Genomic DNA, 13,295 nt, shown 5'->3' with positions numbered 1-13,295 from the left:
AAACAGCCGTATGGGAGACCATACAGAAAATTGAATTTCGGAGGAAGATTGATGTATCGTTTATTAACCCACAATGACCTGGACGGGCTTGGCTGCGGGATTCTTGCCAGGCTTGCATTCGGCAAAGACATTGAAATCCAGTATAATTCCGTGTCCGGTTTAAATACCCAGGTTGAAGCTTTTTTGAAAAAAGAACATAAAGAAGACATGTTATGGATTACCGATTTATCGGTCAATGAAAAAAATGCGCAGCTTCTTGATGCCTATGCCGCACAGGGCGGAAAAGTGAAACTGATTGACCACCATAAAAGCGCGCTTCACTTAAATGAGCATGAATGGGCTTCTGTCCAGGTGGAGGAAGACGGCAAACAGGCAAGCGCTACTTCATTGTTTTACCGGTATCTGCAAGCGGAAGGAAAAATCAGCGCGACCGGGGCCATTGACGCGTTTGTCGAACTTGTCCGGCAAATGGATACATGGGAATGGGAACGCAACGGGAATATGCAGGCCAAAAAATTAAATGATCTTTTCTACCTGTATCCGATCGAAGAGTTTGAAGAGATTTTGCTACATAAACTTAGCGGCAGTGAGACTTTTTCATTTGATGATTTGGAAGAAAAGATCCTCGATCTGGAAGAGAAAAAAATCGAAAGGTATATCAACGGAAAGAAGCGGGAAGTCTATCAGGCCGTGATTGACGGCTATTATGCAGGTGTTATCCATGCCGAGTCGCATCATTCCGAATTGGGGAATGCCGTTGCAAAAGAATACCCGCATCTCGATTATATCGCCATTTGCATGGTCGGAAAGAAACGGATCAGTTTCAGGACGATTCATGACCATATTGACGTATCGGAAATTGCCAAAAAATACGACGGGGGCGGGCACAAAAAAGCCTCGGGGGCTGTGCTGACGGAAGAGGCGTTCCGGAAGTTTGTCGTCGAAACGTTTAAAACAGAACCGCTTAAACGCGATTTTGCCCATAACCAGTCCAATATCAAAGGGCAGGAAGCGGGATGTTTATACCAAAACCGCAGCGGGGAACCGATCTTTATTTATAAAGACCCTCAAAAAGGCTGGGCGATCGAAGCAAGAGGCTTAAAGCAGTCTCCTTCTTTTTCTGCCTTTGAAGAAGCGGAAAAATTTGTAAAGCGCCAGTTCCAAGCATGGCTTACCCACGATGATGCGTATTTGGAATATATGGACAAAAAGAAAAAAAGAAGCGAAAGTGGTTTGTAAAGCTGCCCGGTGATGCCGGGCTTTTTTTCGTGCAGGTATAGAGCCGGTTGCGGCCAATTTGCACGAAAAAAAGCGCGGCCTGCAACTTAGGTTTTGCCGGGGAAAAAGGGGCTTAAAAAAGGCGCATCCGCGTTTGGATGCGCCTTTTTCCTTAATATACAAGTGAGAATAACCCGTTAATATGGGCCAGGTAACGAATATTGCTTGCTTCTTTCATAGCGGAAGCAGGGAAGCCTTTTAATTGCGTTTGGTTTTCCCCGATAAACGCAATGGCATCTTTTCTGCCGAGGCTTGCAAGCGTACCGGAGTTGACCGGCTGGAACGTCTGCATTTTTCCGCCTTTTAAATAAGCATAAAGATTATAGCCGATCAATTCGCCCATTTGCCATGACATTTGTGCTGTTGGCGGATAAGGGCGTGCGCCTTCTGACGGGAAGACAACCGCGCTGTCGCCTGCAACAAACACATCCGGGTGGGAAGTGGATTGCAAAAAGGCGTTTACCGTTGCACGCCCGCGGTTTACTTCAATCCCGGAATTCGCAACGACACGGTTTCCTTGCACGCCGCCCGTCCAGACAAGCGTCTTCGTTTCGATTTTCTGGCCGTCTTTTAATTCCACGACATTGTCTTGGAATTTTGTAACAGGGATGCCTGTGAAAAATTGCACGCCGCGCGCTTCCAGGCTCTTCGTTGCCCGCTCAATCAGATTTGGCGCGAAGTTCGGCAAAATGGAAGGCGCCGCTTCGACACAAATAAGCGAGATTTCGGAAGGGTCGATCGCAAATTTTTTCGACCATACCGGCACCTTGTCCGCCAGCTCACCAACCAGTTCAATCCCGGTCAGGCCGCCGCCGCCGACAACAAATGTGGCATCCGCTTTGTTTTTCGTTTTGGCATACTGCGCAAGGCAGGACTCAATATGGGCATGAATGCGTTTCGCATCGTCCACTGATTTTAACAGAAAACTGTTTTCTTCAAGGCCCGGAATGCCGAAGAAAGCTGTTTCGCTGCCGAGTGCGACAACAAGCACATCGTAATTCAGCTTAAAGCCACTTCCAAGCGATACCTCTTTCGAATCAGGCGAGATTTTTGTGACTTCATCCACCTGAACGTCGACATCTTTGCCCTTAAACAGTTTTCTGAGCGGAAGCGACACCCGTTTTTCAGAAACGCCGCCCGCTGCCAGACGGTGCAATTCCGTAATAATTTGATGGTCCGGCACACGGTTTACGACCGTGATCGCTGCATCGTCTTTTGACAAATATTCACGCGCTGATAACGCAGATAACAGGCCGCCATAACCGGCCCCTAAAATGACAATTTTTTTACTCATATGGATCCCCCGTTTTCATTCATTCTCATTCACCTTACTGCTGTTTGCTGCGTTCTTCCGCGACTGCAAGATAAGACTGCAGGAAACGGAACAGCTTCTGGGCTTGCGGATCTTTCAGCAATCTCAACAGGCCGAACAATCCGATCGTGTCTGTGGACGTCTCGGCACGGTCTTTTGCTTCAATCGCAGTTTGGGCAAGCCCCTTTGCTTTTTCGGCAACGGGATCCAGAAAGCCTTGAAATCCGCCTTTAAAATCATTGACCAGCACTTTATCTGTCATAATGGATTGCGCAAAATCATAGGCTTTGTTTAACATGGTGACCAGTTCGGCCATTTTCGGCAGGCTTTCAACCAACACCGTCAAAGATTGCTGGATTTCCGGATCCAATAATTGATCCAGCAAATCTTTCTGTGCGACTGCCGTTTCCGGGGTTACTTCCGGTTTTTCTTCAGGATTGCCTTTTTGAGCTGAAGTTTCTGCCATCTCCTATTTCTCCTTTTCTGATGGAATTCCCACACATATGTAGATGCAAAAAAATATACGGGTTCCCTGATTCCCCCCTCCTGATTGTGAATTTCCTCCCATAATTACGTACCAAGATTCACAAAGAAAGGTGATGAAACCTCATACATGACTAGTATATCAAATTTTCACCGTATAGAAAGTAATTTGCTTTCCATTTTCGGGGAAAATCCGCATGTAAGCTTATTTTTTGTCCCGGCTGCCTGGGTTATGCATAGCAAAATATTTTGCTTGCATTTCTGCTACTGCTGTTGTAAGATAATTAAAAATACTGAACGTGAACGAAGGAATAGTAGGCGGATCACCCTTGCATAAGAGAGCGGCACCCACAGGCTGAAAGGTGCAGCAGCAGGCGGCCTGCCGAACCTGCCTTCCGGGTCCCGGAAAACCGGGCGCAAAGTTTTGCGTTATCAAAAAAGAGCGGGGCGCAAATGTCGCCCAAAAAAGGTGGTACCGCGAAAAGCAAGGCCTTTTCGTCCTTTTTACAGGGACGGAAAGGCCTTTTTGTTTCACCTTTTTTAGAAGGAGAGAAAAGCCATGGAGAAAAACAGAGTCGTCGTAAAAATCGGAAGCAGTTCTTTAACAAATGACGCCGGTGAAATCGATGAACAGAAGTTTGCCGATCATATCGGCGCCCTTGTCGCATTGCACAAAGCCGGGCATGAGGTGGTCGTCGTTTCATCCGGCGCCGTCGCGTGCGGGTTCCGGCTGCTCGGTTACCCGGCGCGGCCCGTCACGTTAAAAGGGAAGCAGGCTGCTGCTGCTATCGGCCAGAGTGTGCTCATCCAGCGTTACAGGGAAGCGCTCGGTGCTTACGGCTTAATACCGGCGCAAATTTTGTTGACCCGGAAAGATTTTTCCACAAAAGACCGGTACCATAACGCTTATTCAACGATAACAGAGCTTTTGCGCCGCGGCGTCATCCCAGTTATCAATGAGAATGATTCCGTGTCGGTCTCAGAACTGACTTTCGGCGATAATGATATGCTGTCAGCGCTTGTCAGCGGGCTTGTCCACGCCGGATGCCTCATCATTTTAACGGATGTAAATGGGCTGTACAGCACGAATCCAAAATACGACCGTTGTGCGCAGCGCATTGATTTTATCGATCATATTACGCCCGAGATGATGAAAATGGCTGGAGGCGCCGGGTCGAAAGCGGGAACAGGCGGCATGTTGTCAAAGTTAAAAGCCGCAAATACAGCTGTCTCCCTCGGCGTCCGGGTGTTTATTGGAAAAGGAAAAGGGTGCGATAAACTCGTCAGGATACTCGAAGGAAAAGGGGACGGCACGTATATCGGAGCCACCCGCCCAGCTGTAAAGAGCCGGAAACAATGGATCGCGCTGTTTTCGGAAAGTGCCGGAAAAATATACATTGACCGCGGCGCGGAACAGGCTTTGCTGCAAAAAGGGAGCAGCCTGCTTCCGGCAGGCATTCAAAAAATTTCCGGCACATTCCAAAAAGGCGATGTCGTGGACGTCTACGGCGCAAAAGGGCTGCTTGGAAAAGGGGAAGTGCTTTACGGTGCAGAAGAGCTGTTGCGCGTGCTTATGAGGCCTAGCGGGCGGGCAGCAGAAGAAGTCATTCACCGCGATCATTGGGTGCCTTTAAACAGAAAGGGGCTGGGTTAAATGTCTGAAGCCGCAGAAAAAGGAAAAAAAGCGAAGAATATCAGCATGGTGCTCGCCAAAAAAACAACGGAAGAAAAAAACAAAGCGCTTTTGGCGATTGCCCGTGTTTTGCTTGAGGACCGGGAAACGATCATTTCCGAAAACAAAAAAGACCTCAGGCGGGGGAGCCGGGCAGGCCTTCCGGAAAATATACTCGACAGGATGATGCTGAACGAGAAGCGGATCCATGATATGTCAGAAGCGGTCCGGCTGCTTGTGAAATTAAGAGATCCGGTCGGGGAAACGGTCGAGGAAATCAAGAAAGAAAACGGATTGCTCATCCTCAAAAAGAAAGTGCCGGTCGGTGTCATCGGCATGATTTACGAAGCGCGCCCGAATGTTACGGCCGATGCTGCCACGCTTGCGATCAAAACGGGCAATGCGGTCATTTTAAGGGGAAGCTCGTCTTCCATCTGCTCAAATCAGGCGCTCGTCACTTCCATTCACCGCGCATTGGCGGAGACAGGCTTTCCTGAAGATGCCGTCCAGCTCATCGAAGATACAGGCAGGGAGGCGGCAACAGAAATGTTCCACCTTCGTGATTATCTTGATGTCTTGATCCCGAGAGGCGGGAAAAAGCTGATTGATACTGTTGTCCGCGAAGCTTCTGTACCGGTGATTGAAACCGGGGCGGGCAATTGCCATTTATATATTGACGAAACAGCACAGCCGGAAATGGCCGTCCGGATCGCAGTCAATGCAAAAACACAGCGCCCATCCGTCTGCAATGCTATCGAAACGCTTTTAATCCATGCGCATTGGCTCGCCCAGCACGGTGAAAAGCTGCTTAGCGCACTGGCGGAAAAAGGGGTGGAGATTTACGGAGACGAGCCGGTGCGAAAAATTTTTCCGGCTGCAAAAGAGGCGGCGGAAGAGGACTGGTATTGCGAATATCTCGCGCTTAAAATCAGCGTCAAAACGGTGGAAGATACAGATGAAGCGATCCGGCACATCAACCGTTACGGCACAAAACATTCAGAGGCGATTGTAACAGAAGACGGGGCCCGGGCGGAACATTTCATGTCCATGGTGGATGCCGCCTGTGTGTACCATAATGCGTCCACCCGCTTTACAGACGGTTTTGAGTTCGGATACGGGGCGGAAATCGGCATCAGCACCCAGAAACTGCATGCCCGCGGTCCGATGGGGTTGGATGCCTTAACGTCCACAAAATATTGGATTTACGGGAGCGGCCAAGTCAGAGAATGAATGCAAAACGGCGCGGCCAGATAGCCGCGCCGTTTTATTCATATGCTCCGGGCAATCGTTTGGTTAAAAAAACATTCCACATAATCCTGCCACAATCCCGACCACAACACAGGAGGCTGCAACAAACAGAAGGGTTTGTTTTGAAAACGACCGGCCAACCATGATCAAGGAAGGAAGGCTGATGGCCGGAAGCGTCACAAGCAGTGCGCTGGCCGGACCTGTCCCGAGCCCGAAAGCCATCATCGTCTGGACAATCGGAATTTCAGCTGCTGTCGGAATGACAAACAGCATGCCGGCAAGAGCAAGCAGGATCACCGCCGTAATGCTGTTTCCGGCATGCTGGCCGAATGCCGGAAACAACCAGAAACGGGCCGCACTTAACACAACAACCGAAAGCAAATAAGCCGGAACAAGATACAGGATCATATTTCCGGCGGCCTTTCCCCATCTTAAGAAAAAGGACCCGTTGTTTTCTCCGGCATCTGGCTCGAACTGGCGGATGTTCACCGGTTGTTCGTTTTTCACAAGCCGGCCCGCCAGCCAGCTGACCCCGAACGTCATGATAAGCCCTGCGACGATGCGGAGAAGGGTAAATTTCCATGATAATACAAAAGCCATGAAAATCAGCGTTGCCGGATTCAGCATCGGGTTACCAATCCAAAAGGCGAGTGCCGCAGGTGTGGACACTTGTTTTTTGCGCAGCCCGACTGCAATCGGTGCTGCGCAGCATGTGCACATCATGCCGGGAATGGCGCTCGCTCCGGCAATGACCGTACTTCCAAATGACGTTTTGCCGAGCACTTTAAGCAGCCATGCAGAAGGCAGGAGCACTTGCACGAGCGAACCGAGCAAAATGCCGAGCACGGCCGCTTTCCAAACAGCCTGAAAATACGCGATCACATATTGGAAGGTGCCATCCCATGAAAATGATGCCGATTTGCCCGGATCCCCGAGAATCGATGTCCCGATGGAATGCGTATGGGCGGCAAGCAAAGACTTCTCATAGTACGGCCACCATTTTACATAAAAAAGGCCGAACGCGGCAATGACGAGAAACAAAACGGCAAGCCATGCCGCCTTTTTCTCGGATTGCTGTTCAGGTTTTGCCGTATGATTCACAACAGCCAAAGCAACAACATCTCCATTTCTATGACAGTAAAATTTATACCAATTGTTAATGATAACATAATAAGGTGAAAAAATAAATGGCGGGTGATGCCAATGGCTGTCTCTTTTTTGGCATGGGGCTGCTGCGCTTTTTTATGCTCTTTCGTGAAAAATTTCACAAAAACTTCTGCCGAAAAAAACCCCCGGTTAAAACCGGGGGTGGGTTCAATCATTTTTTGCCCGGGTTAAAATGTCGATCAGCTTGTCTTTATTCGGATAATCGGAAGCTTCAAATAACCCGATCGTCTTTTGCACATCGTAGGAAACACGGACATTGGAAACCTGGTAATCGTGATCGCCAATTTCCACCATCGCATAAGAGGCTTTGGCGATCCCGTCAAACGGCAGACCGACACTGCCGAGATTGACAAACGTTTTGCCATCAAACGTGCGGATAAACGGCAGGTGGATGTGCGCGTATAAATAAATATCCGCGTCTTCCTGCATTAACTTCTCTTTCAACTTGCTGTTTTCACTATCCGGCGGCACATTTTCAAACAAACTGTACGGGGTGGCGTGAAATCCGTGAATTTTGATGCCGCCGTATTCGTATTTTACCTCTTCGGGGAGCTGGTGCAACGACTCCACTGCATTCTGCTCCATCCGGGAAACCGTCCAGTCCCGCTCCCGGTTCATCATTTCATAAGCCTTTTCCGGCACTTCGTTCATGCCGACACCCCTGTACACCCATTCATCAGCATTTCCTTTAATCACTTCCGTATTTAAAGCCATCACCATCTCATATGCCCGCTGTGGTTCCGGGCCGCGAAAGCAAAGATCGCCGAGGACAAAAATTTTATCGGCCCGCTTTTGTTCAATATCTTCCAGCACGGCTTCGAGCGCATGCGCATTGCCGTGAATATCGGATATAAATGCCAGTTTCAACGCGATCACCTCAAAAATTTGTTTCCTTTATTATACCATAATGGGTTGCGGGTTTATCCCGACCTGCCTGGTTTCACCACCGGGATCCGTTTTCAGCGTCCTCATTAGGCGGACGGAGCGGAAGAAAATGCATTTTGCTGCGAAGTGGTCTATAATGGTACAAGGATCAGACATGCTTTAAGAAAGGTCAGGTTGATGCAATATGGCACAATCAGAAAAAATAAAATTGACTTCACTGACAACAAAAGGCGGATGCGGATGCAAAATCGGTCCGGCGGATTTGCAGCAGGTGATGCGGACGCTGCCACCGAAGGCAGCGGATCCGAATTTGCTTGTCGGGCTCGATACGAACGATGATGCCGGCGTTTACAAGCTGACGGATGATTTGGCAATCGTGCAGACAGTCGACTTTTTTACACCGATTGTCAATGACCCTTATGCATTCGGCCAGGTGGCGGCGGCAAACGCAATTAGTGATATTTATGCCATGGGCGGTACGCCGCTAACTGCGCTGAATATTGTTGCTTTTCCGATCCATACCCTCGACAAAGCCATTCTTGCCGATATTTTAAAAGGCGCCGGTGATAAGTGCAAAGAAGCCGGGGTCACTTTAGCCGGTGGGCATTCGATTGATGACCAGGAACCTAAATTCGGGATGGCGGTGACTGGCACGATCCACCCGGCAAATATCCGCACGAATGCAGGGGCCAAACCGGGGGACAAGCTGATATTGACGAAACCGATCGGGGTCGGGATTTTGACCACTTCCATTAAACGGGATTTATTAACGGAAGAAGAGATCACACGCGTGACCAATGTCATGGCCACCTTAAATAAAAAAGCAGCTGAAATTTCCCGGGATTACACCATCCATGCTTCGACCGATGTGACCGGGTTCGGGCTTTTGGGCCATGCATCCGAAATGGCGCAGGGGAGCAAAAATGGGCTCCGTATTTACCAAGACAAAGTGCCGGTGCTGCCGCGCGTGCGTGAACTGGCGGAAGCAGGTGCTGTTCCGGGCGGCACAAAGAATAATTTTGCCCATATTGAAAATGTCGTCGACTTCCCAGAAGGCATGGACCAAATAGATAAATGGATTTTAAGTGATGCGGTCACATCAGGCGGCCTATTGCTGTCCGTTGCCGGCGATGAAGCGGAACAGCTGCTCGAAGAACTTGTAAAATCAGGGGTGGAAGCCTGCCTGATCGGTGAAGTCGTCGCGAGTCATCCCGGCCGTATCAAAGTGCAATAGTCCCATCAGGAACCATAGAAAGGCGGGAAATATTTGTTTCAAGACATTACCATTGAAGAAGCAAGAAAACGGATGGAGAAAAAGCAGCTCACATGGGTGGATGTCCGTTCCCCTTCCGAATACCGGAACGCAACGATTCCGGGGAGCGTGAATATCCCTTTATTTAATGATGAAGAACGGGCGGAAGTGGGGACGATTTATGCCCAATCCGGCAACCGCGCTGCGAAAGAACGCGGACTTGAAATTTTTTCGAAAAAGTTGCCCGGTTTTATCGAGGCTTTCCGTGAAATAGAAGGGGAAAAAGCGGTATTTTGCTGGCGCGGCGGTATGCGGAGCAAAACGGCGGCAACCGTTTTGGATCTGATGGACATCCATGCCTACCGGCTCCAGGGAGGCTACCGCGCCTACCGGAAATGGGTGACAGGTCTGCTTGAAAATATGGACTTTCATCCGGTTACGTATGTGCTGGGCGGCTATACAGGCACCGGTAAAACGTATATGCTCCGGGCGCTTGCTTCGGAAGGCTATCCGGTCCTTGACCTGGAAGGCATGGCCAATCATCGCGGCAGCATTTTCGGGGATATCGGCCTAAGCTCCCATAACCAGAAAACGTTCGATGCTTTGTTGGCAGAGCGCATTTTACAATTGAAAAATGCGCCGTATATTCTGATGGAAGCGGAAAGCAAAAGAATCGGAAAAGTAGTGGTGCCGGAATTTTTGATGGAAAACAAAGCGCGCGGCACGAAAATTATGATTGAATTGCCGGTGGAGGAACGGGTCCGCAATATTTTGGATGATTACCGGCCGTGGGAGAACAAAGAAGCGTGCATCCGTGCCTTTCAAAGCATCAAAGAACGGATTCACACGCCGGTTGCAAAAGAAATCGAGAAAGATTTACAGACTGAACGATATCATGAGGCCGTAAAATGGCTGCTCGAATATTATTATGATCCAAGATATGACCATTCGCTCGGAATAGAGGAGACAGAAAGGGTGAAAACGATCCGGGCCGGACATACCGACGAAGCGCTCGGCCAATTAAAAGAAATGTTAAAAACAGCCGGCCTTCCGTTGCACTAAAGCAATGGCAGGCCGGCTGTTTACATGTATCACTGCGGATTTATTTGGCACGCCTTATGGATTTGGCTCGCGGGTATGCCCCGGTCAGCAATGACAATCCCTGCCTGTCATGCCCGGGTAATAACCGTGCATCATTCCCGGGGCCATGCCCATCCCAGCGCCCGCATATCCTGGATAACCCGGCATTTGTCCATGACCGTAACCGGCGCCTGTGTACCCCGGGCCCATCGGCATTCCCATATGCTGACCGTACCCCGGCATGCCGTACATGCCCGGATACATCGAAGTTGCGGGATGCTGTCCCGGGTACATTTGCCCTGCCATCGGATATTGCCCTGCCAAACCGTCTGCTGCTCCCATCTGGCCCATTTGCCCCATCGGACCGTAATGCTGCATCATATCCATATCATCATCATAATAAGGCTGGCTTCCCCCGGCATAGCTGCCGAAATGCCCTAACCCCTGAGATTGCGGATAATTTCCATATGTTTGTTCCATCTCAACCCACTCCTTTTCGGTGTTCAACATTAGAGTATGTGGATCAGGGCGCATGGTTATAGACATTTGCCCCAAAAAGTGAAAAAAATGCGGGCAAAAGCCTCAAATAAAGATTTTACCGGGGTTTAAAATATGATTCGGGTCAAACAGATCCTTGATTTTCTTCATCATCCCATAAGCGGGCCCGTGTTCTTCACGCTGATATTTTGCCTTTCCAATCCCAACGCCGTGTTCGCCTGTGCAGGTACCGCCCTTTGAAAGCGCAAATGACACAATATGTTCATTTAACGCCTGTGCCTGCCGAATTTCATTTTCATTTCCCATATCGATCATTAAAATGACATGATAGTTGCCGTCGCCAACATGGCCGACAATGGCCCCGTCCATGCCCATTCTGTCAAGCGTTTTGCGCGTATCTTCAATGGCTTCGGGAAGGAAATGAAGGGGGATACAGGCATCGGTTACCATCATTTTCTTTCCCGGCGTGCCGCGGACAAAAGCGTAGGCAAGTTTATGCCGCGCATCCCAGAGCTTATGGCGCGCTTTTTCATCTTTTTCAAACATAACATTTTTGCATTGGAATTCGGCAAGGATGTCTTTCGCAAAGTTGACATCTTGTTTTAACCCGGATTCGTTCCCTGTAAATTCCAAAAATAAAGTGGGCCATTCCGGATACGATGTCCCCATAAACCGGTTTGCCTGCTGAAGCGACCGTTTGTCAACCAGTTCCATCCTTTCCATCGGGATCCCGGCTTGGCGGATCGCGACAACAGCATCAACCGCCTGCCTGACCGTTTCGAAAACGGCCCTTGCCGCAACCATTGCTTCCGGAATGCCGTATACTTTTAAAGCCAGTTCGGTAATGACGCCCAGTGTCCCTTCAGACCCGACCATGAGCCCGTTTAAATGGTAGCCCGACGATGATTTTGCGGCAAGGCTTCCGGTATGAATGACCGTTCCGTCCGCCAGTACCACTTCTAAATCATACACCTGGTCGCGCATGACCCCGTATTTAACAGAAGTGGTGCCACTGGCGTTGGTCGCGGCCATCCCTCCCAATGTTGCATCCGCCCCCGGGTCGACCGGGAAAAACAAACCATACTTTTTCAGCTCCCGGTTTAACTGCGTGCGCGTCACACCCGGCTGCACCCGGACAATAAAGTCACGGTCAAGTACTTCTACCACTTTGTTCATCCGCATCATATCAAGCGTAATCCCGCCCTGATAAGGAATGACATGGCCTTCGAGACTGGAACCGAGGCCAAAAGGAATCACCGGAATGCGGTTTTCATTATGCGGTTTTCATTGGCAAAAGCAACCACTTTCCTTACTTGCTCCACCGACTCGGGAAATACAACAGCCTGCGGCAAATGGGGTGTATGATAGGATTCGTCCCTGCTGTGCTGCTCAAGAACCGTTTCATTTCCGCTGACCAAATCCGGGCCGATCAATTCTTTCAGTTTTAAAATAAAATTTTCCAAGCTTGCCACCTCTTTATGTATATTTCTACTTTTTATAATATACGAAAAATAAAGCGCTGACAAAATTTTTGGCAGTGGAGTGCTTGAAAGGGATGCACAAATATTTACAAAAGGAAGCGTTTAATTTAAACTGTTTACTGTATATATTTAAAACAAACAGAAAAATTCGAACATGCGAGGGGGGAGCGGTTTTGAAAAGGTTTGAAAACAGGGTTGCGATTGTAACGGGTGCAAGCAGAGGGATCGGCAAAGCCATTGCAGCCGCCTTTGCCAAAGAAGGGGCAAAAGTCTGTCTCGTCGATATCAATGAAAAGGCTTTGGAAGAAACTGTAAAGGCTTTCAAAGAAAGCGGTTACGATGTATTCGGGCAGCTGGCGGATGTGGCAAACCGCACGCAGGTGGAAGCGGTGGTTTCAGCTGTGTGCACCCGGTATGGAAAGATTGATATTCTTGTCAACAATGCAGGCGTGATCCGCGATAATCTGCTGTTTAAAATGACGGACGAAGACTGGGATACCGTCATGAATGTCCATTTGAAAGGGGCGTTCCTCTTTTCAAGGGCTGTCCAGCAAAACATGGTTGAAAATAAATACGGAAGAATCATCAATACCTCTTCCACTTCCGCGCTCGGCAACCGCGGCCAGGCAAACTACGCGGCGGCAAAAGCGGGCATTCAGGGCTTTACAAAAACGCTGGCCATTGAACTCGGAAAGTTTGGCATTACCGCCAATGCGGTTGCGCCCGGCTTTATTGAAACCGACATGACAAAAGCGACGGCTGAGCGGCTCGGCGTTAAATTCGACGACTTTATCGCATTTAATCAATCGATGATTCCTGTCGGTCGGACAGGAAAGCCGGAAGATATTGCAAACGCGGTCCTTTTCTTTGCGATGGAAGAATCGTCGTTCGTAAACGGCCAGGTGCTCTATGTTGCCGGCGGGCCGAAAGCATAATAAG

At 49.4% G+C, this 13,295-nt stretch carries 11 protein-coding genes and 1 pseudogene; 6 read left to right on the top strand and 6 right to left on the bottom strand.

From position 1 onward, the window contains the following. Positions 1-51: 51 nt before the first annotated feature. Complete coding sequence (locus NST70_RS08060) at positions 52-1,239, top strand: DHHA1 domain-containing protein (protein WP_035189949.1); 1,188 nt, start codon at positions 52-54, stop codon at positions 1,237-1,239. 151 nt (positions 1,240-1,390) lie between these two features. On the opposite strand, the gene NST70_RS08055 is transcribed toward NST70_RS08060, so the two are convergent. Continuing rightward, entirely contained in the window at positions 1,391-2,572 is a 1,182-nt protein-coding gene (locus NST70_RS08055) for an NAD(P)/FAD-dependent oxidoreductase (RefSeq protein WP_014098248.1), read from the bottom strand. 34 nt (positions 2,573-2,606) lie between these two features. Beyond that, positions 2,607-3,056, bottom strand: a complete 450-nt coding sequence (locus NST70_RS08050) for a DUF1641 domain-containing protein (protein ID WP_014098249.1) — start codon at positions 3,054-3,056, stop codon at positions 2,607-2,609. A 576-nt stretch (positions 3,057-3,632) separates the two neighbouring features. On the opposite strand from NST70_RS08050, the gene proB reads away from it, so the two are divergent. Further along, entirely contained in the window at positions 3,633-4,727 is a 1,095-nt protein-coding gene (gene proB / locus NST70_RS08045) for a glutamate 5-kinase (RefSeq protein ID WP_035189953.1), read from the top strand. After that, complete coding sequence (locus NST70_RS08040; protein WP_168986021.1) at positions 4,728-5,975, top strand: glutamate-5-semialdehyde dehydrogenase; 1,248 nt, start codon at positions 4,728-4,730, stop codon at positions 5,973-5,975. Between the two features lie 63 nt (positions 5,976-6,038). Here NST70_RS08040 and NST70_RS08035 read toward each other — a convergent pair whose 3' ends face one another. Both NST70_RS08035 and NST70_RS08030 read right to left on the bottom strand, forming a co-directional pair. Next, positions 6,039-7,103, bottom strand: coding sequence for a permease (locus NST70_RS08035; protein ID WP_013859408.1), 1,065 nt, complete (start codon positions 7,101-7,103; stop codon positions 6,039-6,041). 204 nt (positions 7,104-7,307) lie between these two features. Beyond that, positions 7,308-8,027, bottom strand: a complete 720-nt coding sequence (locus NST70_RS08030; protein ID WP_013859407.1) for a YfcE family phosphodiesterase — start codon at positions 8,025-8,027, stop codon at positions 7,308-7,310. A gap of 202 nt (positions 8,028-8,229) precedes the next feature. Between NST70_RS08030 and selD the strand changes: the two genes are divergently transcribed. Further along, entirely contained in the window at positions 8,230-9,279 is a 1,050-nt protein-coding gene (selD, locus tag NST70_RS08025) for a selenide, water dikinase SelD (RefSeq protein WP_061565755.1), read from the top strand. Between the two features lie 33 nt (positions 9,280-9,312). Then, positions 9,313-10,359, top strand: a complete 1,047-nt coding sequence (mnmH, locus tag NST70_RS08020; RefSeq protein ID WP_014098253.1) for a tRNA 2-selenouridine(34) synthase MnmH — start codon at positions 9,313-9,315, stop codon at positions 10,357-10,359. Positions 10,360-10,443: 84 nt separating this feature from the next. Here mnmH and NST70_RS08015 read toward each other — a convergent pair whose 3' ends face one another. Further along, complete coding sequence (locus NST70_RS08015; protein ID WP_061565756.1) at positions 10,444-10,857, bottom strand: hypothetical protein; 414 nt, start codon at positions 10,855-10,857, stop codon at positions 10,444-10,446. Between the two features lie 102 nt (positions 10,858-10,959). Next, a pseudogene (locus NST70_RS08010) lies at positions 10,960-12,338 on the bottom strand (FAD-linked oxidase C-terminal domain-containing protein). A gap of 92 nt (positions 12,339-12,430) precedes the next feature. On the opposite strand from NST70_RS08010, the gene NST70_RS08005 reads away from it, so the two are divergent. Next, a complete protein-coding gene (locus NST70_RS08005; RefSeq protein WP_342476137.1) occupies positions 12,431-13,291 on the top strand; it encodes a beta-ketoacyl-ACP reductase in 861 nt (286 codons plus the stop codon). The last annotated feature ends 4 nt before the right edge of the window (positions 13,292-13,295 follow it).

The sequence above is a fragment of the Weizmannia sp. FSL K6-0777 genome (genome assembly GCF_038593185.1).
Lineage (GTDB): Bacteria > Bacillota > Bacilli > Bacillales > Bacillaceae_C > Weizmannia > Weizmannia faecalis.
The sequence above is the reverse complement of the archived record's forward strand: the minus strand, read 5'-3'. Positions and strand labels throughout refer to the sequence as shown.